The sequence below is a fragment of the Haemophilus parainfluenzae genome, assembly GCF_003252795.1.
Lineage (GTDB): Bacteria > Pseudomonadota > Gammaproteobacteria > Enterobacterales > Pasteurellaceae > Haemophilus_D > Haemophilus_D parainfluenzae_K.
Map to the genome: position 1 here is coordinate 15,751 of NZ_QEPQ01000001.1, position 24,754 is coordinate 40,504.

At 38.3% G+C, this 24,754-nt stretch carries 25 protein-coding genes; 18 read left to right on the plus strand and 7 right to left on the minus strand.

Annotated features, from left to right (window positions below; all coding sequences use genetic code 11):
* Positions 1–51: 51 nt before the first annotated feature.
* The 8 genes from ftsH to bioD all read left to right on the plus strand — a co-directional run bounded on the left by ftsH (position 52) and on the right by bioD (position 8,517).
* Entirely contained in the window at positions 52–1,950 is a 1,899-nt protein-coding gene (gene ftsH, locus DPV81_RS00085) for an ATP-dependent zinc metalloprotease FtsH (RefSeq protein ID WP_111386032.1), read from the plus strand.
* 114 nt (positions 1,951–2,064) lie between these two features.
* Positions 2,065–2,892: a dihydropteroate synthase gene (gene folP / locus DPV81_RS00090; RefSeq protein WP_111386034.1), complete on the plus strand. Its 828-nt coding sequence runs from the start codon at positions 2,065–2,067 to the stop codon at positions 2,890–2,892.
* Between the two features lie 76 nt (positions 2,893–2,968).
* The gene (glmM, locus tag DPV81_RS00095) at positions 2,969–4,303 is read left to right on the plus strand and encodes a phosphoglucosamine mutase (protein WP_049369265.1); all 1,335 of its coding nucleotides are present in this window, start codon (positions 2,969–2,971) and stop codon (positions 4,301–4,303) included.
* Between the two features lie 68 nt (positions 4,304–4,371).
* Positions 4,372–4,845 carry a phosphohistidine phosphatase SixA gene (sixA, locus tag DPV81_RS00100; protein WP_049369267.1) on the plus strand — a complete coding sequence of 158 codons (474 nt, stop codon included), beginning with the start codon at positions 4,372–4,374 and terminating at the stop codon, positions 4,843–4,845.
* 180 nt (positions 4,846–5,025) lie between these two features.
* Positions 5,026–6,498, plus strand: coding sequence for a hypothetical protein (locus tag DPV81_RS09385; RefSeq protein ID WP_115041564.1), 1,473 nt, complete (start codon positions 5,026–5,028; stop codon positions 6,496–6,498).
* Between the two features lie 300 nt (positions 6,499–6,798).
* A complete protein-coding gene (locus DPV81_RS00110; protein ID WP_049373402.1) occupies positions 6,799–7,344 on the plus strand; it encodes a histone in 546 nt (181 codons plus the stop codon).
* Between the two features lie 69 nt (positions 7,345–7,413).
* A complete protein-coding gene (locus DPV81_RS00115) occupies positions 7,414–7,680 on the plus strand; it encodes a YcgL domain-containing protein (RefSeq protein ID WP_049371326.1) in 267 nt (88 codons plus the stop codon).
* 102 nt (positions 7,681–7,782) lie between these two features.
* Entirely contained in the window at positions 7,783–8,517 is a 735-nt protein-coding gene (gene bioD, locus DPV81_RS00120) for a dethiobiotin synthase (protein ID WP_111386036.1), read from the plus strand.
* A 55-nt stretch (positions 8,518–8,572) separates the two neighbouring features.
* Here bioD and can read toward each other — a convergent pair whose 3' ends face one another.
* Complete coding sequence (gene can / locus DPV81_RS00125) at positions 8,573–9,265, minus strand: carbonate dehydratase (protein ID WP_049365440.1); 693 nt, start codon at positions 9,263–9,265, stop codon at positions 8,573–8,575.
* A 127-nt stretch (positions 9,266–9,392) separates the two neighbouring features.
* Entirely contained in the window at positions 9,393–10,796 is a 1,404-nt protein-coding gene (asnS, locus tag DPV81_RS00130; protein WP_111386038.1) for an asparagine--tRNA ligase, read from the minus strand.
* Between the two features lie 140 nt (positions 10,797–10,936).
* On the opposite strand from asnS, the gene sohB reads away from it, so the two are divergent.
* Positions 10,937–11,992, plus strand: a complete 1,056-nt coding sequence (gene sohB, locus DPV81_RS00135; protein ID WP_111386040.1) for a protease SohB — start codon at positions 10,937–10,939, stop codon at positions 11,990–11,992.
* 213 nt (positions 11,993–12,205) lie between these two features.
* The gene (locus tag DPV81_RS00140) at positions 12,206–13,063 is read left to right on the plus strand and encodes an OmpA family protein (RefSeq protein WP_049365443.1); all 858 of its coding nucleotides are present in this window, start codon (positions 12,206–12,208) and stop codon (positions 13,061–13,063) included.
* A 65-nt stretch (positions 13,064–13,128) separates the two neighbouring features.
* Here DPV81_RS00140 and DPV81_RS00145 read toward each other — a convergent pair whose 3' ends face one another.
* A complete protein-coding gene (locus DPV81_RS00145) occupies positions 13,129–13,992 on the minus strand; it encodes a fructosamine kinase family protein (RefSeq protein ID WP_111386042.1) in 864 nt (287 codons plus the stop codon).
* Between the two features lie 199 nt (positions 13,993–14,191).
* On the opposite strand from DPV81_RS00145, the gene pheS reads away from it, so the two are divergent.
* From pheS to DPV81_RS00165, 4 genes are all read left to right on the plus strand, one after another.
* Positions 14,192–15,181, plus strand: coding sequence for a phenylalanine--tRNA ligase subunit alpha (pheS, locus tag DPV81_RS00150; RefSeq protein ID WP_049365446.1), 990 nt, complete (start codon positions 14,192–14,194; stop codon positions 15,179–15,181).
* A gap of 75 nt (positions 15,182–15,256) precedes the next feature.
* Positions 15,257–17,647: a phenylalanine--tRNA ligase subunit beta gene (pheT, locus tag DPV81_RS00155; RefSeq protein WP_111386044.1), complete on the plus strand. Its 2,391-nt coding sequence runs from the start codon at positions 15,257–15,259 to the stop codon at positions 17,645–17,647.
* A 13-nt stretch (positions 17,648–17,660) separates the two neighbouring features.
* Positions 17,661–17,960 carry an integration host factor subunit alpha gene (locus DPV81_RS00160; protein ID WP_005697518.1) on the plus strand — a complete coding sequence of 100 codons (300 nt, stop codon included), beginning with the start codon at positions 17,661–17,663 and terminating at the stop codon, positions 17,958–17,960.
* A gap of 47 nt (positions 17,961–18,007) precedes the next feature.
* Positions 18,008–18,493 (plus strand): C40 family peptidase, encoded by a 486-nt coding sequence (locus DPV81_RS00165; protein WP_005696176.1) that lies wholly within the window; start codon positions 18,008–18,010, stop codon positions 18,491–18,493.
* Between the two features lie 42 nt (positions 18,494–18,535).
* On the opposite strand, the gene metF is transcribed toward DPV81_RS00165, so the two are convergent.
* Positions 18,536–19,426: a methylenetetrahydrofolate reductase gene (gene metF, locus DPV81_RS00170; protein ID WP_049365449.1), complete on the minus strand. Its 891-nt coding sequence runs from the start codon at positions 19,424–19,426 to the stop codon at positions 18,536–18,538.
* 329 nt (positions 19,427–19,755) lie between these two features.
* On the opposite strand from metF, the gene rplM reads away from it, so the two are divergent.
* From rplM to DPV81_RS00190, 4 genes are all read left to right on the plus strand, one after another.
* Positions 19,756–20,184 carry a 50S ribosomal protein L13 gene (gene rplM / locus DPV81_RS00175; RefSeq protein ID WP_005628896.1) on the plus strand — a complete coding sequence of 143 codons (429 nt, stop codon included), beginning with the start codon at positions 19,756–19,758 and terminating at the stop codon, positions 20,182–20,184.
* 16 nt (positions 20,185–20,200) lie between these two features.
* Entirely contained in the window at positions 20,201–20,593 is a 393-nt protein-coding gene (gene rpsI / locus DPV81_RS00180; RefSeq protein ID WP_005696173.1) for a 30S ribosomal protein S9, read from the plus strand.
* A 229-nt stretch (positions 20,594–20,822) separates the two neighbouring features.
* Complete coding sequence (gene sspA / locus DPV81_RS00185) at positions 20,823–21,461, plus strand: stringent starvation protein SspA (RefSeq protein WP_005696172.1); 639 nt, start codon at positions 20,823–20,825, stop codon at positions 21,459–21,461.
* The gene (locus DPV81_RS00190; RefSeq protein ID WP_111386046.1) at positions 21,461–21,907 is read left to right on the plus strand and encodes a ClpXP protease specificity-enhancing factor; all 447 of its coding nucleotides are present in this window, start codon (positions 21,461–21,463) and stop codon (positions 21,905–21,907) included. The genes sspA and DPV81_RS00190 overlap by 1 nt, the downstream gene beginning before the upstream one ends.
* Before the next feature lie 55 nt (positions 21,908–21,962).
* On the opposite strand, the gene trpA is transcribed toward DPV81_RS00190, so the two are convergent.
* The 3 genes from trpA to DPV81_RS00205 are packed head-to-tail and all read right to left on the minus strand — an operon-like array spanning position 21,963 to position 24,736.
* Positions 21,963–22,769, minus strand: coding sequence for a tryptophan synthase subunit alpha (gene trpA / locus DPV81_RS00195; RefSeq protein ID WP_111386048.1), 807 nt, complete (start codon positions 22,767–22,769; stop codon positions 21,963–21,965).
* Positions 22,769–23,965 (minus strand): tryptophan synthase subunit beta, encoded by a 1,197-nt coding sequence (gene trpB, locus DPV81_RS00200; protein ID WP_111386050.1) that lies wholly within the window; start codon positions 23,963–23,965, stop codon positions 22,769–22,771. The genes trpA and trpB overlap by 1 nt, the downstream gene beginning before the upstream one ends.
* 12 nt (positions 23,966–23,977) lie before the next feature.
* On the minus strand, positions 23,978–24,736 hold the full coding sequence (locus tag DPV81_RS00205; protein WP_111386052.1) for an SDR family oxidoreductase: 759 nt from the start codon (positions 24,734–24,736) through the stop codon (positions 23,978–23,980).
* Positions 24,737–24,754: the final 18 nt, after the last annotated feature.

Sequence of the window (24,754 nt, forward strand, 5' to 3'; positions counted from 1 at the left end):
TCTCGTTTAATTTTAATTAACTTAAGAAAGGCAGGTTAAACCTTGAACGATATGGTTAAAAATCTAGTTCTATGGGTTGTGGTAGCAATTGTCATGATGACAGCTTACCAAAGTTTTAATTCCAATGGCGTGAGTGACTCAACAGATTACACAACCTTTGTGTATGATGTGAGTAACAGTCAAGTGAAAGAAGCGCGTTTTGATGCGAATGAAATCACCGTGACTAAAAATGATGGTTCTAAATATATGACCGTCATGCCACCGTTGGAAGATAAAAAGCTCTTAGATGACTTATTAAATAAAAAAGTTAAAATCGAAGGTACGCCTTTTGAAAAACGCAGTTTATTATCACAAATTTTAATTTCGTGGTTCCCAATGCTATTCCTTGTAGGGGTATGGATTTTCTTCATGCGTCAAATGCAAGGTGGAGGCGGGAAAGCCATGAGCTTCGGTAAAAGCCGCGCTAAAATGCTGACCCAAGATCAAATTAAAGTGACTTTTGCAGATGTTGCAGGTTGTGATGAAGCAAAAGAAGAAGTGGCTGAAATAGTTGATTTCTTGCGTGAACCGAAAAAATTCCAAAACCTTGGCGGTAAAATTCCAAAAGGGATTTTAATGGTAGGTCCTCCAGGTACAGGTAAAACCTTATTAGCAAAAGCTATTGCAGGTGAAGCAAAAGTGCCTTTCTTTACCATTTCAGGTTCTGACTTTGTAGAGATGTTTGTGGGTGTTGGTGCTTCTCGTGTACGTGATATGTTTGAGCAAGCGAAGAAAAATGCACCATGCTTAATCTTTATTGATGAAATTGATGCGGTAGGTCGTCAACGTGGTGCTGGCTTAGGTGGTGGACACGATGAGCGTGAACAAACTCTTAACCAAATGTTAGTAGAAATGGATGGTTTCGGTGGTAACGAAGGCGTAATCGTTATTGCAGCAACTAACCGTCCAGATGTACTAGACCCAGCATTAACGCGTCCAGGCCGTTTTGACCGCCAAGTTGTTGTCGGTTTACCGGATGTCAAAGGCCGTGAGCAAATTCTAAAAGTTCACATGCGAAAAGTCCCTGTGGCTGATGATGTAGATGCCATGACACTTGCTCGTGGTACACCAGGTTATTCAGGTGCAGATTTAGCGAACTTGGTTAATGAAGCGGCATTATTTGCTGCGCGTAGCAATAAACGTACTGTATCGATGCTTGAGTTTGAAAAAGCTAAAGATAAGATCAATATGGGGCCTGAACGTCGCACCATGATCATGACGGATAAACAAAAAGAGTCCACAGCGTACCATGAAGCGGGTCACGCGATTGTGGGTTACTTAGTGCCTGAACATGATCCGGTACATAAAGTGACGATTATTCCTCGTGGCCGCGCATTAGGTGTGACTTTCTTCTTGCCTGAAGGTGATCAAATTAGTATCAGCCAAAAACAATTAGAAAGTAAACTTTCAACTCTTTATGCAGGACGTTTAGCAGAAGATTTGATTTACGGTGAAGAAAATATTTCGACTGGTGCATCTAACGATATTAAAGTGGCAACCAATATTGCACGTAATATGGTGACCCAATGGGGCTTCTCAGATAAACTCGGTCCGATTCTTTATACCGAAGATGAAGGCGAAGTATTCTTAGGTCGCTCAATGGCGAAAGCAAAACATATGTCAGATGAAACGGCGCATGCGATTGATGAAGAAGTGCGTGCGATTGTAAATCGTAACTATGCGAGAGCAAGACAGATTTTGATCGACAATATGGATATTCTTCACGCCATGAAAGATGCGTTAGTGAAATATGAAACCATTGAAGAAGAACAAATCAAACAGCTAATGAATCGTGAACCTGTTACACCACCATCTGGTTGGGAAGATAACAAAGACACGAGCCCGAAAGCTAAGCCGCAAGAAGAAACAACTGAAAGTGCGGTTAATCATTCAGAAGATTCTGAAGAGTAAGAATAAAGCCTTCCTAATTAGGAAGGCTTTTTTATTTATAATGTCATTCTTTTCATCACTATATTCCGTTATAATCTAGCCTTTAAAATTTGATTTAAAAATTGACCGCACTTTATGAAACTTTATGCTAATAACAAATGTCTAGATTTATCATTCCCTCAAATTATGGGAATTTTGAATTTCACGCCCGATTCATTTTCAGATAGCGGACAGTTTTTTAGTCTAGACAAAGCATTATTTCAAGTTGAAAAAATGCTCAAAGAAGGTGCAACAATTATTGATATTGGCGGGGAATCAACTCGACCAATGGCAGAAGAAGTGCCTGAAACTGAAGAGTTGCGACGAGTGATACCTCTTGTTGAAGCCGTACAAAAACGTTTTGATTGTTGGATTTCAGTGGATACCTCTAAAGCAATTGTGATGCAAGAAGCTGCTAAGGTCGGCATGGATTTAATCAATGATATTCGTGCTTTACGTGAACCTGGCGCACTCGAAATAGCAGGACAGTTGAATTTACCGACTTGTATCATGCATATGCAAGGACAGCCGCGCACAATGCAGACTAATCCGCATTATGATGATGTAGTCAAAGATGTTTATCAATTTTTAGAGGCTCGGACTCAAGCTTGTCTAGAGGCAGGAATTGCCAAAGAAAATATCATTTGGGATATGGGGTTTGGTTTTGGTAAGACCGTGCAGCATAACTATAAACTTTTACAGCAATTAGCACACTTTTTTGAAAGTGGTTATCCCATTTTAGCAGGTCTTTCACGTAAATCGATGATTGGTGCCGTATTAGATAAACCCGTAACTGAACGTGTTGTGGGAAGTGTAGCTGGCGCATTAATTGCTGCACAAAATGGTGCAACAATTTTACGCGTACATGATGTCGCTGCAACGGCAGATGCTTTGAAAGTATGGCAAGCAACGCAACAGGCGTAAGAAAGTAACAGATTTTATATGTTGTAGAGTAAATGATTTCTGCAACATCAATTATTCAATTTATTAAGGAATAAATATGGCAAATCGTAAATATTTTGGTACAGATGGCGTACGCGGTAAAGTGGGTACTTATCCAATCACGCCTGATTTCGCATTGAAATTAGGTTGGGCTGCGGGTAAGGTTTTAGCTTCACAAGGTTCTCGCACAGTATTAATCGGAAAAGATACTCGTATTTCAGGTTATATGTTGGAATCTGCTCTTGAAGCAGGTTTGGCTGCCGCTGGCTTAACTGCTGCATTTACCGGCCCAATGCCAACACCTGCCGTGGCGTATTTAACCCGCACGTTCCGTTTAGAAGCGGGTATTGTCATTTCTGCATCACATAACCCTTATTATGATAATGGAATTAAATTCTTCTCTTCACAAGGCACAAAATTACCAGATGATATTGAAGAAGCGATTGAAGCCATGCTTGATCAGCCAATGGATTGTGTGGAGTCTGCTGATTTAGGTAAAGCAAGCCGTATCAGTGATGCCGCAGGACGTTATATTGAATTTTGTAAAAGCACTTTCCCTGCTCATTTAGGTTTAGATGGTTATAAAATTGTGGTGGATTGCGCAAATGGTGCGACCTATCATATTGCGCCAAATGTATTACGTGAATTAGGCGCGGAAGTGATTGAAATTGGTACTGATCCAAACGGAATCAATATCAATGAAAAATGTGGTGCAACCGATGTAAAAGCGTTACAGGAAAAAGTGCTTGAAACTAAAGCGGATGTTGGTCTCGCTTATGATGGTGATGGTGACCGTATTATGATGGTGGATCACTTAGGTAATAAAGTAGATGGTGACCAAATCCTTTTCATTATTGCTCGTGAAGCTTTACGTTCAGGTCAATTAAAAGGTGGCGTAGTCGGCACATTAATGAGTAATATGAGCCTAGAAATTGCGTTAAAAATGTTAGGTGTACCTTTTGTGCGTGCTAACGTTGGCGACCGTTATGTGCTAGAAAAAATGGTAGAACATAACTGGACGTTAGGTGGAGAAAACTCTGGCCATATCATTATCGCGGATAAAAACACGACAGGTGATGGTATTATTGCCTCATTAGCCGTATTAAGTGCAATGGTTCAACATCGTTTATCCTTAAACGAGCTTGCAAGTGCGGTGAAATTATTCCCTCAAGTCCTGATTAATGTTCGTTTTGCAGGTGGTACAAATCCGTTAGAAAGTGAAGCAGTAAAAGCCGTAGCCGCTGATGTGGAAAAACGCTTAGAAGGCAAAGGCCGAATTTTACTGCGTAAGTCTGGTACAGAGCCACTGATTCGTGTTATGGTCGAATGTGAAGACGGTGCACTTGCAAAACAATGTGCAGAAGAAATTGCAGAAGCAGTGAAAGCAAATTAATTGAGTGGGGGCTTGCCCCCATTTTTGATCCATAGAATTATCTTTATTATTTTTAGGAAAGCCAATACATGAAAATTTTTATTATGCGTCATGGAGAAGCCGAAGTTATCGCTTCATCCGATGAGGCTCGGCATTTAAATGACTACGGTCGAAAACAGTCGATATTACAGGGACAATGGCTTAAAACTCATCTAAATTCAACCGCACTTTCAGTTCAAAAAGTAATTGTCAGCCCTTATGTAAGAGCACAAGAAACGTTTGAGCTTGTAAATTCAGCCTTAGGTAACACGCTTAATGATATTGAAATTTGGAGTGGGATTACACCTTATGGTAATGCTACATTGGTAGCTGATTATCTATCTGTTTTGCAAGAAGAAGGTACTGAAAGTGTTTTACTCGTTTCTCATTTACCTTTAGTAGGCAGTATTGTTTCAGAGCTTTACGGTAAGCGAAATCCAATTAGTTTTTACCCTTCAACGATTGTTCAAATTGAGTGGAATGGTGAAAAAGGCACCATTGAAGCTTTCCATTATCCAAAATAGAATGGCTAAAATACGAAAAACAAAGTTTATATGATTTACTTTTTAAAAGCAGTCAAAAATAAGCAACACCTAAAAATGTATATTTTTAGGTGTTTTTTTAAAATTTTTTTGATAGACTGAAAATGAGCTATAAATGAATAGCTTAAATTAAGCCATCATAATGACACAAGGGGAGTAGCTATGAACAATAAAATCGGAGATAAAGCAACTGAAGTAAAAGATACGACAGTGAATGCTGCAACACAAGTTAAAGATGCATTATTTGCAGCGGCTAACTATATTAAAGATGCTGTGACACATAAAGCGTCTGAGGCAAAAGAAGTGGTTGAAGACAAAGCTACTGAAGTGAAAGATGTAACTGAAGATAAAGTATCTGAAGTAAGAAAAGCAGTTTCTGAAGCAAAGGAAGCAATCGATGATAAAGCTACTGAAATGAAAAAAGCAATCGATGACAAATTTTCTGAAGTAAAAAGAGCCGTCGAAGATAAAGCATCAGAAGTGAAAAAAACAGTTTCAGAAGCTACAGATGAAGCGGCAGATAAAGCAGCAGAGCTAAAAGATGCAGCTGAAGACAAAGTTGCTGAAGTGAAAGATGCGGCTGAAGATAAAGCAAAAGAAGTAAAAAAAGCAGTTTCAGAAGCAAAAGATGAAGCTGCAGATAAAGCATCTGAGCTAAAAGATGCAGCTGAAGATAAAACTGTAGAAGCAAAAGAAGCGGCTTCAGAAGCAAAAGATACAGTTGTAGACAAAGTAGTTAAATTCAAAGATGCAGTTGTAGATAAAGTTGCTGAAGTAAAAAATGCAGTTTTTGAAGCAAAAGATGAAGCTGCTGATAAAGCGGCTGAGTTAAAAGATGAAGCTGAAGATAAAGCTGCTGAAGTGAAAGATGCGGCTGAAGATAAAGCAAAAGAAGTAAAAAAAGCAGTTTCAGAAGCAAAAGATGAAGCTGCAGATAAAGCATCTGAGCTAAAAGATGCAGCTGAAGATAAAACTGTAGAAGCAAAAGAAGCGGCTTCAGAAGCAAAAGATACAGTTGTAGACAAAGTAGTTAAATTCAAAGATGCAGTTGTAGATAAAGTTGCTGAAGTAAAAAATGCAGTTTTTGAAGCAAAAGATGAAGCTGCTGATAAAGCGGCTGAGTTAAAAGATGAAGCTGAAGATAAAGCGGCTGAGTTAAAAGATGAAGCTGAAGATAAAGCTGCTGAAGTGAAAGATGCGGCTGAAGATAAAGCTGTAGAAGCAGAAGAAGCGACTTCAGAAGTAAAAGATGCGGTGGAAGATAAAGCATCAGAAGTGAAAAAAGTAGTTTCAGAAGCAAAAGATGAAGCTGCAGATAAAGCATCTGAGCTAAAAGATGCAGCTGAAGATAAAGCTGTAAAAGCAAAAGAAGCTGTCGAAGATAAAGTTGCTGAAGTAAAAGATTCGCTTTCAGAGGCAAAAGATGTAATGTCTTCTAAAGTTGAAGCTGCAAAAGATGCCACAGTAAGCGCGGCAGTACAAGTTAAAGATGCTGTGGTTGCAGCAGCTAACTATGTTAAACATGTTGCGGAAAATAAAATGACTGAAGCAAAAGATGCTGTGTGCTCTAAAGCAGAGGAAGTAAAAAATGTAGATTCTGAAACAAAAGATCAATCTGCAGCCGTAAAAAAGTAACTGAAAAGTAAAAGCAATAGTTAAGGATTATTCAAATTAACTGAGTGGGATTGTTCAAAAAAAACACAAAAAAGTGATTTTTTATCTTTACAAAAAATAAAATTTTTATAATGAACTTTTTTACAAATCTTTTAATTTCATTGGGTTATAGTTGTTTTAGAGAGATTTTATAAAAAACTATATCTTTAGAAATGTAAATTTTTTTGAAAGATGTTTTATTTTAAGTTTTTTTTACGTAAACTAGATCACACAAAGCAGATAGCTTTGGATTAATTCTTAATTATAAAATGGAGAATGACAATGAAAAAATCAGTATTAGCCGTATTAGTATTAGGTGCATCTTTAGCCGTAACTGGTTGTTTCGATAAACAAGAAACAGCTCAAAAAGTTGAAGCAGCAAAAGATGCAACAGCAAATGCAGCAACACAAATTAAAGATGCAGCAAAAGAAGTTGCAACTGATGTTAAAAATGCAGCAATTGACGCAAAAGATTCAGCTGCAAATAAAATGGCTGAAACAAAAGAAGCAGTAGCTGATAAAGCTTCTGAAATGAAAGATGCTGCTGCAAATAAAATGGCTAAGGCAAAAGATGCAGTGTCTTCTAAAATGGAAGAAGTAAAAAATGCAGCTTCTGAAGCAAAAGATGCAGCAGCAGATAAAGCAGTTGAAATGAAAGATGCTGCAGCAAATAAAATGGCTGAAGCAAAAGATGCGATGTCTTCTAAAATGGAAGCAGTAAAAAACTCAGCTTCAGAAACAAAAGATGCGGCAGCTGATAAAGCGGCTGAAGCAAAAGATGCGGCAGCAAATAAAGCAGCTGAAGTAAAAGAAGCTGTGACTAAATAATTAAACTTTCGTAAAATAAAACCTATCAGAGATTATCTGGTAGGTTTTTTCTTTTTGGAGCAATATGAAATGTTATGTGCAATTTATAAAAGTAAACGTAAACCAGGCTGCTATCTTTATATTTCCAAACGAGATGATTTTTCAGCTGTACCGGATATATTAATGCAGAGTTTTGGTAAGCCTCAATTTCTTATGCCTTTCAATTTGAGGGGGAGTAAACCGCTTGTTCATGCAGATAAAGATGAGGTTATGGGGAAAATTACTCAGCAAGGATTTTATCTTCAAATGCCAAAACAAGATGATGGCTTGTTTAATAGTTTGAGTGAGATCAAATAAGCCTTTTATTTTTTCCTAAAAATCTCCAAATCTTGCTTTATCTCAATATTTTCTTCAAAAAACTCCTTTAGAATTGACCGCACTTTTAAAAGGAGAATGAAAATGAGTAGTTTCTTTGTGGCAGGTACAGATACCGATGTGGGCAAGACCACCGCCTGCCGTGCCATTATTCAGGCATTACAAGCAAAGGGCGTGCGAATTGTGGGTTATAAGCCGATTGCTTGTAGCTGTGAAGAGGGGATTTATCCTGTCGAAAATCAGTCTAATGAATCCCAAACAGATTATGATGCTGAAAATAATTCAGACGTGTTAGCTTTAATGGATGCAACGAATGAGTCCGTATCTTATCAAGAAGTGAATAGCTATACTTTTACTCATTCATTGCCAATGCTGACTCGAGATAAATCACGCATTAAATTAAGCAAAATTAATCAAACATTAACCGCATTGGTTCAAAAATATCAATCTGTTGTCGTGGAAGGTTCATTTGGGTTACTCACACCAATGGCAGAGGGTAAGAGTTTTGCTGATTGGGTCGTTGAGCATAAAATGCCCGTGGTATTGGTTGTAGGCATTAAAGAAGGCTGTATTAACCACGCATTGTTGACTGCTCAAGTGATTAAACAGCTTGGCGTTCCTTTATTAGGCTGGATTGCAAATCGAATTAATCCTTGCTTAGGGCATTATAAAGAGGTGGTGGATATTTTAGAGGCTCAGATTGATGCGCCTCTGCTAGGTAAAATCCCTTATATTCATAAACCAGAATCCCAAGAGCTAGGACATTATTTAACGAATATTGATCGTTTGATGTATATGCAAACAGAGTTAGTTAAATAGTCAGTTTGAAATAAAAAGTGCGGTTAAAACTCATTAGATTTTAACCGCACTTTTTTTATTCTTCGTTTTCTGGAAGCTCTTTTTTCAGGATATCTTCTTCCGCGAGGCTAGATAGGCGAGCAATCGCATTACGGTAAGAGATTTCAAGGGTTTCCCGACTGGTTGCAATAACACCTTGATCTACTAAGAATCCATCATTTACATCATATACCCAGCCATGTAGGGAGAGTTTTTGTCCACGTTCCCAAGCACTTTTTACGATAGATGTGCGTCCTAGGTTATAAACTTGTTCCGCAACATTTAATTTAGTGAGCATATCGGAGCGTTTTTCGGCTGAAAGATTGCCTAATAGGTGGCCATGTTTAAACCAAATATCACGAATGTGGAGCAACCAGTTATTGATCAATCCAAGATCGTGATCTTGCATAGCAGCGTTGATACCACCACAATTTGTATGGCCACAAATAATAATATGTTCAATTTTGAGCACATCAACGGCATATTGTACAACTGAAAGGCAGTTAAAATCCGTATGAATAACTTGGTTAGCAACATTACGATGAACAAATAATTCGCCTGGCTCAAGATTTGTGAGTTTTTCAGCGGGAACACGGCTATCTGAGCAGCCAATCCAGAGATAATGAGGTGTTTGGTGATCGGCAAGTTCTTTAAAATAAGTGGAATTTTCTTCTTTCATTCTTTGCGCCCAACTGTAGTTGTTAGCAAAGAGTTGCTTAATTTTGTCCATTTCTACTTTCCTTAATGTGATGTATTTGAAAGATTGATTCAAACACAATAAATGAAATAGGGGATAAATTTATCGCCTAAAATGATGACCGCACTTTAAAAAAGTGCGGTCAATTTAAACAATATTTTTAGAAATTTGCATTTCTTGGTGCGCGAGGGAATGGAATCACATCGCGAATATTTTGTACGCCAGTTACATAAACGATTAAGCGTTCAAAACCAAGACCGAAACCTGAATGTGGTACGGTACCATATTTACGAAGATCACGATACCACCAGTAATCTTCAGGATTTAAGCCCATTTCTTCCATACGTTTATCTAACACGTCTAAACGTTCTTCACGTTGGGAACCACCGATGATTTCACCAATTCCAGGTGCGAGAACATCCATTGCAGCCACAGTTTTACCATCATCATTTAAACGCATATAGAAGGCTTTGATATCTTTTGGATAGTTTTTCACAACAACAGGTGATTTGAAATATTCTTCAGCTAAGAAACGTTCATGTTCAGAAGATAAGTCGATACCCCAAGAAACAGGGAACTCGAATTTCTTACCTGATTTTAATAACACGTCGATCGCATCAGTATAGTCGATTTGAGCAAAATCAGAGTTTACAAAGTTTTCTAAACGAGTAATCACATCTTTATCTACGTGTTTTTCAAAGAATTTTAAGTCATCTTTTCGCTCAGCAAGCACGGCACGGAATACGTATTTCAACATGTCTTCTGCTAATTTAGCATTGTCAGCAAGCGTTGCAAACGCAACTTCAGGCTCAACCATCCAGAATTCAGCAAGGTGACGAGTTGTATTTGAATTTTCAGCACGGAATGTAGGACCGAAAGTATAGATTTTGCTTAATGCGCACGCATAAGTCTCACCATTTAATTGACCCGAAACCGTTAAAAATGATTCTTTACCGAAGAAATCTTGGCTGAAATCAACTTTACCATCTTCACCACGAGGAAGATTTTCTAAATCAAGTGTTGAAACACGGAACATTTCACCCGCACCTTCAGTATCTGAAGCGGTAATTAATGGGGTAGCGACCCAGTAGAAGCCTTGTTCATGGAAGAAACGATGAATAGCTTGTGCTAAGCAGTGACGAACACGTGCCACGGCACCGATAATATTGGTACGAGGACGTAAGTGAGCTACTTCACGTAAGTATTCAATTGAGTGACGTTTTGCTGCCATTGGATAAGTATCAGGATCTTCTACGAACCCTGTCACTTCTACTTTTTTAGCTTGAAGTTCAACAGCTTGACCTTCAGCAGGTGACTCAACAATAGTACCGGTTACGATAACAGAGCAACCCGTTGTTAAGCGTAATACTTCACTTTCATAATTTTCAATATCGTTATTGACGATGACTTGAATAGGATCAAAGCAAGAGCCGTCATAAACAGCGAGGAAAGAAAGACCAGCTTTAGAATCACGACGGGTACGAACCCAACCTCGTACGGTAACTTTTTCGCCAATAGCGATTTTACCTTGTAACACATCAACAATGGATGCAACTTTAGACATATAAACCTCTGTAATTCATTATAAATTAGGCAATAAAACTGCGTTAGTTTACCTTAAATCGCAAAATTTTCCATAAAAAGTTAGTGTAAATCAGGCTTGCACAGTAAAATAATGCCTTCACTTTATTTTAGGAGAAAATTATGTGGTCTGATATTTTGACCGGCTATGGCATTTTTATTTTGGAGATTTTAACGATTTTACTTGTGATTGCCGCTATTGTCGCAATGATTATTTCAGCAAAACAGCGTAATGCAACACATCATGGTGAGTTGGTCGTGACAGATCTTTCAGAAGAATTTAAAGAAACAGTAAAGCATTTACGCGATTTCCAGCTTTCAGAAGAAGAACTTAAACAAGCAGAAAAAGTGGAGAAAAAAGCGAAAAAGCAAGAAGCAAAGGCATTAAAAGCGAAATTAAAAAATGGTGAGAAAGAAACGCCTAAACCTTGTGTTTATGTGCTCGATTTTAAAGGTGATATTTCGGCATCCGAAACGACCGCACTTCGAGAAGAAATTTCGGCGATTATTAATGTAGCAAAAGCCGATGATGAGGTCTTACTACGTTTAGAAAGTCCTGGAGGTGTTGTTCATGGTTATGGTTTGGCCGCCTCGCAGTTAGCTCGCTTAAAACAAAAAGGGATTAAATTAACGGTTGCAGTTGATAAGGTTGCTGCAAGTGGTGGGTATATGATGGCTTGTGTGGCAGATAAAATTGTTTCTGCGCCCTTTGCGATCATTGGTTCTATTGGTGTGGTTGCGCAAATTCCCAATATTCATCGTTTATTAAAAAAACATGATGTTGATGTTGATGTGATGACAGCAGGAGAATTTAAACGCACCGTTACAGTATTAGGTGAAAATACTGAAAAAGGAAAACAGAAATTCCAAGCCGAACTTGAAGAAACTCATCAATTATTTAAACAATTTGTCACTCAAAATCGACCGCACTTAGATGTGGATAAAGTCGCAACTGGTGAGCATTGGTTCGGTCAGCAAGCTCTAGCGCTTCAGCTAGTCGATGAGTTAGCAACTAGCGATGATATTATTCTTGAAAAAATGAAAGATAAGTCTGTGATCGCGGTGAAATATAAAGTGAAAAAGCCACTTTTACAAAAAATAGGTAAGCAAGCTGAAGAGAGTATTGAGGGAATTATCCATCGAAATTTAACAAAAAATGGACAGGATTTTATTCAATAAGAAAAAAATTTACTTATTTGACAACTCTTTACACAACTTTACAAAAAAGTTCCATAAAAAATCATTTTTTAATGTTTTTTTATTTACAAGTTAAAGAATTATGACTACCATACGCCATGAAACTTTTTATAGTTTTATTTGTAAAATTTATAAAGTTTAGTTGTGTAGGTTCTTCTTGCAAGGATTGCACCTTAACAGTAAAAAGGTAAAGAAATGAAATTATCTCGTATTTTATTATCTGCAGTAGCAGTAGCGACAGTTGCTGCTTGTGGTAACTTAAGCAAAGTTACAGAAGCTGGTACTCCAGAATATAAAGAAGTTGATGGTCAACAAGTACCACAACTCGTATGGCCTAAGATTGATAAAGCTGGTTTCAACCATGACGGTAGCCAATTTGGTTCATGGCCAAACTGGGATAACGTTCGTATGATCGAACGTGGTATGAACAAAGACCAATTATATAACCTAATCGGTCGTCCACACTTCTCTGAAGGTTTATACGGTGTTGAAGAGTGGGATTATGCGTTCAACTATCGTGAGAACGGTGTTCACAAAATTTGTCAATACAAAATATTATTTGACAAAAACCACAATGCTCAAAGCTTCTTCTGGTATCCAAACGGTTGTAACGGAAACTCAGCATTTACTTTAAGTGGTGACTTCTTGTTCGACTTCGATAAAGATACTTTAACTCCACGTGGTAAAGAAGTTGTTGATAACGTTGCAGCACAATTAAAAGAAACTGGTGCTAAAGAAGTTAAAGTTGCAGGTTATACTGATCGTTTAGGTTCTGATGCTTACAACTTAGATCTTTCTCAACGTCGTGCAAACCGTGTTAAAGCTCGTTTAATTGAAGATGGCGTAACATCTGAAATTACAGCTGTTGGTTACGGTAAAGTGCCACAAGTTAAAGCTTGTAATGGTTACAAACACGCAAGTAAAGCTGAGAAAGACTGTTTACGTCCAAACCGTCGTGTAGAAATCACTGCTTCTGGTTCTGTATTAAAATTACAAGAAGGTGGTCAAGTTAACGGTGGAACTCAAGGTCCAGCACCTCTTTATCAAAAATAATAGATAGAGAAGATAGAAAGAGCGTAATGAAAATTACGCTCTTTTTTTATCTGATATTTAAGGAATTATTCAAGTAAAAGCTCTTCAATCAATTTAGTGGTTAAGTTGATATAGCTTCCATTAAAACGATGGCTGAAATTTAGCAGGTAATAGAGCTGATAAAGGTGTTTTCTTTCTTCAAAACCTTCTTTATCAAGTGGGAAAGTGCGGTCATAAATTTCATAGAATTCAGCTGAGAAAGGTTGGAAAAGCTCACTGAATGCTAAATCACACTCTCTATCCCCCCAGTAACAAGCAGGATCGTAAGTAAAGGTTTGATTTCCTACAATAGCGGTATTCTCAACCCATAAGTTACCATGTAACAAAGAAGGTTTAGGATTATGTTTTGAAAGTTTGTGTTTTACCTTTTCAATAATTAAATCAATATCGCCAAAGTCCAAACCTTTATCTTTGCAGAGTTGCAATTGCCATCCAATACGCTGTTCTGCAAAAAACTTCGCCCAACTTCCATTCCATTTATTCGGTTGATACTCAGGGCCAAGCCAAGTATCAAAATCTAATCCATAGTTTTTAGTGCCAGATACTTGATGGAGTTTTGCTAATTCTTCTGCAAAATGTGGCGTTGCATTGGTTTGTTGAGTAATAGGAAGCGCTTCTAATAACAAGAAACTATGGTTTTGAGAACAGCCTACGCCATACACTTGAGGAAGTCGAATTGTATTGGTTTTGCCTAGTAGGTTTAATTGGTCAGCTTCTGCACGGAACATTGAACGATAGGACCGTTCATTCACTTTAACAAAGACAGGTTGGATTCCATCCGCAATCAGCCAAGTGTCATTTACTTCGCCTCCAGGCACTTTGTTTTTTTCTTTGATGTTATAGTAAGCACCAAATTGATCAGCTAAGACTTGAGAAATTGATTTCCACATAATACGCCTCCTAGACATGGTCGATTCTTCTTCATTCTAACGAAAGCGTTAAAAATTACTGTGATATATCTCAAAAAATAGCAAAAATTTTTGTCATTTTTCACCTGAAACATCAATTCACTAATAAACGCGTGATTTTTTAATGAGTTAGTATTATCATTAGGCGTATTTTAGTTAGAAAAGATAATCAGGGGAAACTATGCAACATCTGAAAGATCTTGTTGAGAAAGCAAAATCGGCGATTGAACAAATCGAAAATAAAAGTTTAACCACATTAGATGAAATTCGTGTGGAATATTTTGGTAAAAAAGGGCATTTTACCCAACTTATGCAGGAATTGCGTAATGTTGCAGCGGAAGAGCGTCCCGCAATGGGCGCTAAAATCAATGAAGCGAAACAAGCTGCGTTAGATTTTTTAAATGCTAAAAAAGCAGAATGGGAGCAAGCTGAACTCAATGCGAAATTAGAAAAAGAACGTATTGATGTGAGCCTTCCAGGTCGTAAAACAGAAACGGGTGGTTTACACCCAGTGACCATTACCATCAATCGTGTAACAAAATTCTTTTCAGAGTTAGGTTTTTCTGTGGAAACCGGTCCCGAAATTGAAAGTGATTATTACAATTTCGATGCATTAAATATCCCTAAACATCACCCAGCACGTGCTGATCACGATACATTCTGGTTTAATCCTGAATTATTACTTCGTACACAAACCTCAGGTGTACAAATTCGTACCATGGAAAAAATGCAGCCACCTATTCGTATTATGGCGCCAGGTCGTGTATATCGTAACGACTACGATCAAACGCACACACCAATGTTCCATCAAATTGAATTGCTGTATGTCGATAAAAAAGCAAACTTTACCGAGTTAAAAGGCTTATTACACGATTTCTTACGTGCATTTTTTGAAGAGGATTTACAAGTTCGTTTCCGTCCTTCTTATTTCCCATTTACTGAACCTTCTGCAGAAGTTGATGTAATGGGTAAAAATGGTAAATGGTTAGAAGTACTAGGTTGTGGTATGGTGCATCCTAATGTGTTACGTAACGTAGGTATTGATCCCAATGAATATTCTGGCTTCGCAGTAGGCATGGGGGTTGAGCGTTTAACCATGTTACGCTACAACGTCACAGATTTGCGTTCATTCTTTGAAAACGACTTACGTTTTTTAAAACAATTTAAGTAATTAACCGTTGGGTTAAATTGACGATAATGATTAATTTAGAACGTAACACGTTCATCAATAAAGGATACAGAGATAATGAAATTTAGCGAAAATTGGGTGAGAGAATGGGTTAATCCATCAATTTCAACAGAGCAGTTATGTGATCAAATCACGATGCTTGGCTTAGAAGTTGATGGCGTTGAAAAGGTAGCTGGTGACTTTACCGGTGTGGTTGTAGGTGAAGTTGTTGAATGTGCACAACACCCAGATGCAGACAAATTACGAGTCACTAAAGTAAATGTTGGTGGCGACCGTTTATTAGATATCGTTTGTGGTGCACCAAATTGCCGCCAAGGTTTAAAAGTGGCATGTGCAACTGAAGGTGCGGTATTACCTGGTGATTTTAAAATTAAGAAGACTAAATTACGTGGACAACCTTCAGAAGGGATGCTTTGCTCATTCTCTGAATTAGGCATTGATGTAGATGCAGATGGTATTATTGAGCTACCGTTAGATGCACCAGTGGGTACAAATCTACGTGAATATTTAGATTTAGATGATAAAGCCATTGAAATCAGCTTAACGCCAAACCGTGCAGATTGTTTAAGTATTGCAGGTGTTGCACGTGAAGTTGGTGTGGTGAATAAACAAGTTGTTAATCAACCGCACTTTGATGTCGTACCTGCAACGATTTCAGATAAAGTTCAAATTGAATTAAAAGCGCCAGAAGCGTGCTCTCGTTATTTATTGCGCGTGGTGAAAAATGTGAATGTTAAAGCGCAATCACCAATTTGGTTACAAGAAAAATTACGTCGTTGTGGTATTCGTTCTATCGATCCTATTGTAGATATTACCAACTATGTTTTACTTGAATTAGGTCAACCAATGCATGCTTTTGATGCATCAAAAGTGTCTCAACCTGTTCAAGTACGTTTAGCCAATAACGGCGAAGAACTTATTTTATTAGATGGTACAACCGCAAAATTACAGCCGAATACTTTGGTGATTGCAGACCAAACTGGTCCTCTAGCAATGGCAGGTATCTTTGGTGGTCAAGCTAGCGGTGTTGATGCTGAAACAACAAAAGATGTAATTTTAGAAGCGGCATTCTTTGCACCATTAGCGATTGCGGGACGTGCAAGACAATACGGTTTACACACAGATTCTTCACATCGTTTTGAACGCGGTGTTGATTTTACGCTACAACGTCACGCAATGGAACGTGCAACAGCATTGTTACTTGAAATTTGTGGTGGTGAAGCAGGCGAAATTTGTGAAGTGGTGAGCGAGCAATATTTACCAAAAGTCAATGAAGTCACTTTACGTCGTGAAAAATTAGATAGCTTATTAGGTCATCATATCGAAACTGAAACCGTGACAGAGATTTTTGAACGTTTAGGTTTTGCGGTGAAATATGCTAATGATGTTTGGACCGTGACTTCAGCAAGCTGGCGTTTTGATATTGAAATCGAAGAAGATCTCATTGAAGAAGTAGCACGAATTTACGGCTATAACAGCATTCCAAATAACGCACCATTAGCGCATCTTCGTATGCGTGAGCATAAAGAGTCTGATTTAGATTTAAGCCGAATTAAAACCGCACTTGTTGATGCAGATTATCAAGAGGCGATTACTTATAGCTTCGTTGATCCAAAAGTACAAACTTTACTTCATCCAGAAATTGAAGCACTTGTATTACCAAATCCAATTTCAGTTGAAATGTCAGCAATGCGCGTTTCATTATTAAGTGGATTACTCGGTGCAGTACTATACAACCAAAATCGTCAACAAAACCGCGTGCGTTTATTTGAAACGGGTTTACGTTTTGTTCCTGATGCCAATGCAGAATTTGGTGTTCGACAAGAATTTGTTCTTGCAGGTGTGATTACCGGTACAGCAAAATCAGAATGTTGGACAGGTAAAGCAGAAACGGTTGATTTCTTTGATCTTAAAGGTGATTTAGAAAGTATTCTTTCTCTCACCGAAGTGGGTAATCGAGTTAAATTCGTGGCAAAAGCATACAGTGCATTACACCCAGGTCAATCTGCTGCAATTGAATTAGATGGAAAAGAAATTGGTTTTATTGGAACTATTCATCCACTTATTGCTCAAAAACTAGGATTAAATGGCAAAGCGGTTGTTTTTGAAATTTTATGGGATGCCATTGCAAATCGTCGTGTGGTTCAAGCCAAAGAGATTTCAAAATTCCCTGCGAACCGTCGTGACTTAGCTTTAGTTGTTGCAGATAATGTCCCTGCAGGAGACATTATTGATGCATGTAAACAAGCCGGCGGAGAAAAATTAACACAAGTCAATTTATTCGACGTATATCAAGGTATTGGCGTTGCTAGCGGACATAAGAGCTTAGCAATCAGTTTAACCATTCAAGATAATGAAAAAACGCTTGAAGATGATGAGATTAATGCGGTAATCTCTGCTGTATTAAACGAAGTTAAACAACGCTTTAATGCGGAGCTTAGAGACTAAACAGGAGACTAACATGGCAACGATTACAAAAATTGATATTACTGAATACTTATTAGATAAGTATCAATTACAAAAAGCGGAAGCTAAAGCATTAGTGGAAGACTTTTTTGAGGAAATTCGTTTATCGTTAGAATCTGGTGGTGAAGTGAAATTATCCGGTTTTGGTAATTTTGAACTTCGTAATAAAGCTTCACGTCCAGGGCGTAATCCAAAAACAGGTGAAAGTATTCCTGTTTCTGCACGCCGTGTAGTGGCGTTCAAGCCAGGGCAAAAATTACGTGCTCGCGTGGAAAATACCAAGCCAAAACAATAGTAATAAAAGTGCGGTCGTTTTTGACCGCACTTTTGTCAGGATTGAACATGAATAAGATTAAATGTGCTTTTTTAGTCGCAGGAAGTTTTTTGCTTTTTGCTTGTTCAAGCGGTGTTCGTGAAGAATATGCCATGAACTATAAAGGTCAGATTGGAGATCCGATTATAGCCATTGCCATGTTAAGTGAACAACAATATGAATGGGCGGGTACACCTTATGTGTTAGGTGGGCAGTCTCGTGGTGGTATTGATTGTTCTGGTTTTGTGCAAAAAACCTTTATTGATCGTTTTAATATCAATCTTCCTAGAACTACGAAAGATCAAGCGGGTTACGGAAAACTTGTTCGTAAAGAAGATATCCAAACAGGCGATTTAATTTTCTTTAAAACCGGACGAGGACCAAATGGCTATCATGTTGGGATTTATGTGAAAGAAGATAAATTTTTACACGCGTCAACCAAAGGCGGTGTGATTTATTCTTCGATGAACAGTCCTTATTGGAAAAAAGCTTTTTGGCAAGTTAGACGAGTATAGTGGAAATAAAAAAGTGCGGTTAATTTTAACCGCACTTTTCTTTTATGGATTTGCTGTAGGGCGAATGCCTAATGTGTGACAAATCGCATATGTGAGTTCGCTACGATTTAATGTGTAGAAGTGGAAGTCATTCACACCTTCACGAGAAAGGATTTTTACCATATCCATTGCCACACTCGCCGCGACGAGATTGCGAGTAGTAGGATCATCATCTAATCCTTCATATGCTTTAGCCAACCATGCTGGAATTTTTACATTCGTAAATGATGCCATTTTTTGCAGTTGTTTGAAATTAGTAACAGGCAGAATACCTGGAACAATTTCCGCCTCAATACCGATGGATGCACAGCGATCACGGAAGCGAAGATAACTGTCAATATCAAAGAAGAATTGAGTAATGACATGATTCGCACCTGCATCAATTTTACGTTTCAAATTGATTAAATCTGCTTGTGCTGATTTTGCTTCAGGATGAACTTCAGGGTATGCTGCAACCGAGATATCAAAGTCAGCTACGGAGCGGAGTAGTTCAACTAAATCAGCCGCATAGAAAGGTTTTTTTGCATAGCCTTTTGGCTCATCACCGCGTAATGCCACAATGCGACGAATACCGCTATCCCAATAATCTTTTGCAATTTCTTTTAATTCTTCAGGTGTGGCATCAATACCCGTTAAATGTGGTGCAGCTTCTATGCCAGTTTCTGCTTTAATGGCTTTCACGATGCTATGTGTACGATCACGTTCTCCAGAGTTTGCGCCATAGGTGACGGAAACAAATTTAGGATTTAATACTTTTAAGCGATGGATGGAATCCCAAAGCATGCTTTCCATTTTTTCATTTTTAGGCGGAAAGAATTCAAAGGAGACATTAATTTTTTTGTTAGTATCAGCAAGATGTTGATTTAATGTGTTAATTTCGTTTGCGTAGCTCATAGCATGCCTTCTTACGTTTTTTATTAGAATGCACTTATCATAAGATAAGAAGTAATATGCGTCAATTTCAATGATTTCATCAAAATGATGAATGAAATTAATGATTGTTTATTGTGCGTTGTATTTTAAAAGAAAATCAATTTATTTGCACAAAAAGTTAGCATTTTTTCTAAAAATAGGTATAATACGCCGACCCTGTAAATGCACGGATTCCCACCGTGCATTATTTTATCGAGATCACACTCGAAGGGGTGGAGATTAAGATTAATGGTTGTGTTTCAATCAATATGGAACACTGGGTATCAAACTTATATTTTGGTAATTAATTAATGAAAACTTTTGTAGCAAAACCGGAAACAGTAAAACGTGACTGGTATGTGGTAGATGCGACAGGTAAAACTTTAGGTCGTTTAGCTACTGAATTAGCACGCCGTCTTCGTGGTAAACACAAGGCTGAGTACACTCCACACGTAGATACTGGTGATTACATCATCGTTATCAACGCAGACAAAGTGGCAGTAACTGGTCGTAAAGAAACAGATAAACTTTACTACTGGCACACTGGCTATGTAGGTGGTATCAAACAAGCGACTTTCAAAGAAATGATCGCTCGCCGTCCTGAAGCGGTGATTGAAATTGCGGTTAAAGGTATGTTGCCAAAAGGTCCATTAGGCCGTGCAATGTTCCGTAAATTAAAAGTGTATGCGGGTGCAGAACACCAACACGCAGCACAACAACCACAAGTATTAGACATTTAATCACGAGGTTTAGGAAATGGCAGAGAATCAAAACTACGGCACTGGTCGCCGCAAAAGCTCTTCAGCTCGTGTATTTATCAAACCGGGCAGTGGTAAAATCACTATCAACCAACGTGAATTAGACGTATATTTCGGTCGCGAAACAGCTCGTATGATCGTACGTCAACCGTTAGAATTAGTGGAATTAACTGATAAATTAGACCTATACATCACTGTTAAAGGTGGTGGTATTTCTGGTCAAGCGGGTGCAATCCGTCACGGTATCACTCGTGCATTAATGGAATATGATGAGACTTTACGTCCTGCTCTTCGTGCAGCTGGCTTCGTTACTCGTGACGCACGTCGCGTTGAACGTAAAAAAGTTGGTTTACACAAAGCACGTCGTCGTCCACAATACTCCAAACGTTAATTTTTTATTATCGTTTCAAGAAAGCAGAGAGCAATCTCTGCTTTTTTGTGTCTGTAAAAAATAAATTAATTAAAAATTACCATTCTTTGATTTCTTGTTATGCATTTGTAATTGATTGATTTTAAAACAAAAACAAGAAAATATTGGCAATTTGGATCTCGGTTATGTTAAAATAATCGCCCACTTTTAGTAGAAGTATATAGATTATTTTGGATCTTCGGAGGAATAAATGTCCAATGCATCAAGTAAACGTTCAGTAATGACTCTTTTTTCAAATAAAAATGACATTTACTGCCATCAGGTAAAAATTGTCTTAGCTGAAAAAGGTGTTGCTTACGAAAACGAAGAAGTTGATTTGCAAGCATTATCAGAAGATTTAATGGAATTAAATCCTTACGGCACATTACCAACATTGGTGGATCGTGATTTAGTATTATTCAGCTCACGCATTATTATGGAATATCTTGACGAGCGTTTTCCACATCCTCCACTTATGCCAGTTTATCCCGTTTCTCGTGCGAAAAGTCGTCTTTTAATGTTACGTATCGAACAAGATTGGTATCCGACATTAGAAATTGCTGAAAAAGGCACGGAAGTTGAACGTGAAGAGGCGTTAAAACAGTTAAAAGAAGAATTGCTAGCGGTATCTGTTATCTTCCAACAAACCCCTTATTTTATGAGCGAAGAGTTTGGCTTGGTTGATTGCTATGTTGCACCGTTATTATGGAAACTACGTAATATGGGCGTTGAATTCAGCGGTACAGGAAGCAAAGCAATCAAAGGCTATATGGATCGTGTATTTAGCCGTGATTCATTCTTACAATCTGTAGGTGAAGCTGCACCTAAAAATTTAATGGATGATAAATAATGGCTCATACACCTTCTCCAAAACGCCCTTATTTACTAAGAGCCTATTATGATTGGCTAGTGGATAATGATTTCACCCCATATTTAGTGGTAGATGCTAATTATTATGGTACCAATGTGCCTGTGGAATATGTGAAAGATGGACAAATAGTTTTAAATCTTTCTGCTGGGGCGACTGGGAATTTGCAATTAACAAATGACTTTATTCAGTTTAATGCACGTTTCCAAGGTGTTGCTCGTGAGTTATATATTCCGATGGGTGCCGCTTTAGCTATTTATGCACGTGAAAATGGTGATGGCGTGATGTTTGAGCCAGAAGAAATTTACGATGAATTAAATCGTGAGCCAACATCAGAACAGCCATTAAGTTTTGCAGAAGCGGTAGATAAGCCTAAAGCTGAAAAGAAACCACAGAAATCAGTATCTCATTTACGAATTGTGGATTAATGAAAGAAAAACAAAAGTGCGGTTAATTTTAACCGCACTTTTTTATTTATTATTATTATTTGGTTGCTGCTTTCATATTGCGAACAAATTCGGCGAGTTCAGATAAGCATTGAGCCTGATTATCTAAGTTTCGCTCAATGATTTTTACTGTCGCGGATCCTGAAATTGCGCCTGCTGCACCCAGTTGAAGCGCTTCTTTCACTTGAGCAGGTTGAGCAATACCAAAACCTTGTAGAATTGGTGGAGCCTTATGGGCTTTAAGTTGTTCTACGAGTGTATCTAAGTTCGCAGCGTGAGCTTGGTTTTCCGCACTTGTTACACCTGCACGAGAAACTAAATAGGTATAACCTTCGCTATTTTCAGCAACGCCTTGTACCGTTTTAGCATCAGCATTTGGTGGGCAAATAAAGACAGGTTGAATGCCATGCTTTTTAGCTGCTTGAATATACTCTTCTTTTGCCAATAGTGGAATATCTGCCACTAAAACTGCATCCACGCCGACTTCTGCACAGCGTTGATAGAAATTATCTAAGCCTTTCGCAAAAATTAAATTCGCACAAAGAAGTAAACTAATCGGAATTTCTGGATATGCTGACCGCACTTTAGCGAGTAATTTAAAGCTATCCTCAGTGCTATGGCCCGCATTGAGCGCACGGTTATTAGCTGCTTGAATAACAGGGCCGTCTAATAATGGATCAGAAAATGGAAAGCCTAATTCCAACGCATCTGCACCATTTTCGACTAACGTGCAAATAATCTCAAAAGAGCGATCAAATGTTGGATCGCATAATGTCACGAAAGGTACAAAAGCCCCTTCTTTTTTCGCTGCAAGTTCTGCAAATTTAGTTTCAAAACGGCTCATTATTGCATTCCTTTTTCTTTTAAAACTTTATCAACGGTGAAAATATCTTTATCACCACGACCAGAGAGATTCACCACTAAGATTTGTTCTTTATTCGGTTCTTGATGAATCATTTTTAGCGCATGTGCTAATGCATGAGAACTTTCCAATGCAGGAATAATCCCTTCATGTTTTGCTAATGCTTGGAAAGCGTTTAACGCTTCATCATCTGTAATACTTGGGTATTCAGCACGACCAATACTTTGCAAGTAAGCATGTTGAGGCCCTACAGAAGGGAAGTCTAATCCAGCAGAAATAGAGTAGGATTCCTCTACTTGGCCATCTTCAGTTTGCATTAAAGGTGATTTCATACCGAAATAAATGCCCACTTTTGCATGGCCCAATGGTGCACCATGTTCCCCACTTTCAATGCCATGACCAGCGGGTTCCACACCAATTAATCGCACACCTTTTTCATCGATAAAATCAGTAAACATACCAATTGCATTCGAACCACCGCCAACTGCAGCAATGACTGCATCCGGTAAGCGCCCTTCTTTTTCTAAGATTTGACGTTTAGTTTCTTCACCAATCATTTTTTGGAATTCACGCACAATGGTTGGGAATGGGTGAGGACCTGCCGCCGTACCCAATAAATAATGGGTGTTTTCATAATTGGCTGACCAATCACGCATCGCTTCACAGCATGCGTCTTTTAATGAGCAAGAACCTTTTTGTACAGGAATCACTTCCGCACCCATTAAACGCATACGGAATACGTTTGGTGATTGACGTTCTACGTCTTTTGCCCCCATATAAACACGGCAAGGCATATCTAACATTGCACAAGCAAGGGCTGTCGCAACACCATGTTGGCCCGCACCAGTTTCCGCGATAATGCGTGTTTTACCCATGCGTTTTGCCAATAAAATTTGACCTAACACTTGGTTGGTTTTATGGGCACCACCGTGAAGTAAATCTTCACGTTTTAAATAAATTTTTGCTTTTGTGCCTTTGGTTAAATTACGGCAAAGGGTAAGTGCGGTTGGTCTGCCCGCATAATTTTTAAGTAAATTTTGAAATTCACGTTGGAATTCAGGATCGTCTTTTGCTTCAACAAAGGCTTTTTCTAGCTGTTGTAGTACCGGTACGAGAATTTCTGGTACATACATTCCGCCAAATTCACCGAAATAAGGATTTAAAAGGGTTTCTGACATAATATTTCCTTGTTATTTTTGAATTCTTGCGACATTAAGTGGTGCAAAGGTTTGTGCAGTAGGCATCACTTCAATGCGATTAATATTGACATGTTCTGGTTGTTGATTGAGCCATAACACAATATTAGCAATATCTTGTGGGCTGACATATTCTACATTTTCATAGAGTTTTTTTGCTCGGGCATCATCACCTTTAAAGCGGATATTAGAAAATTCAGTTCCACCACAAAGACCGGGTTCAACATTGGACACGCGAATTTGTGTACCAGCAAGATCGGCTCGAAGATTTAAACTAAATTGTTTTATAAAAGCTTTAGTGCCACCGTATACATTACCACCTGGATAAGGATAAGTACCTGCAATTGAGCCTAAATTAATAATATGACCTGAATTGCGTTCAACCATTTGTGGTAACACAAGACGAGTGATGGTGACGAGTCCTTTAATATTGGTATCAATCATTTGCATCCAATCGTCTAAACTCGCTTTATCGGCACTTTCTAAGCCTAATCCTAAACCTGCATTATTCACCAATAAATCAATGGATTGCCAATTAGTGGGAAGGGAATGGAAAGCATCTTCTGTTGCTTGGCGATCTGAAATATCAAAGGCAAGAAAGTGGAAGTTTTCACCTAATTCTTGCTGTAATTGTTCTAAATGAGCCACACGGCGACCCGTGCCAATTACACGATAGCCATTTTCAATGAGGGTACGACAAATTGCCGCACCAAATCCGGCAGTTGCGCCGGTTACTAACGCTGTTCTTTGCATAATGCTTCCCCTTAGCAA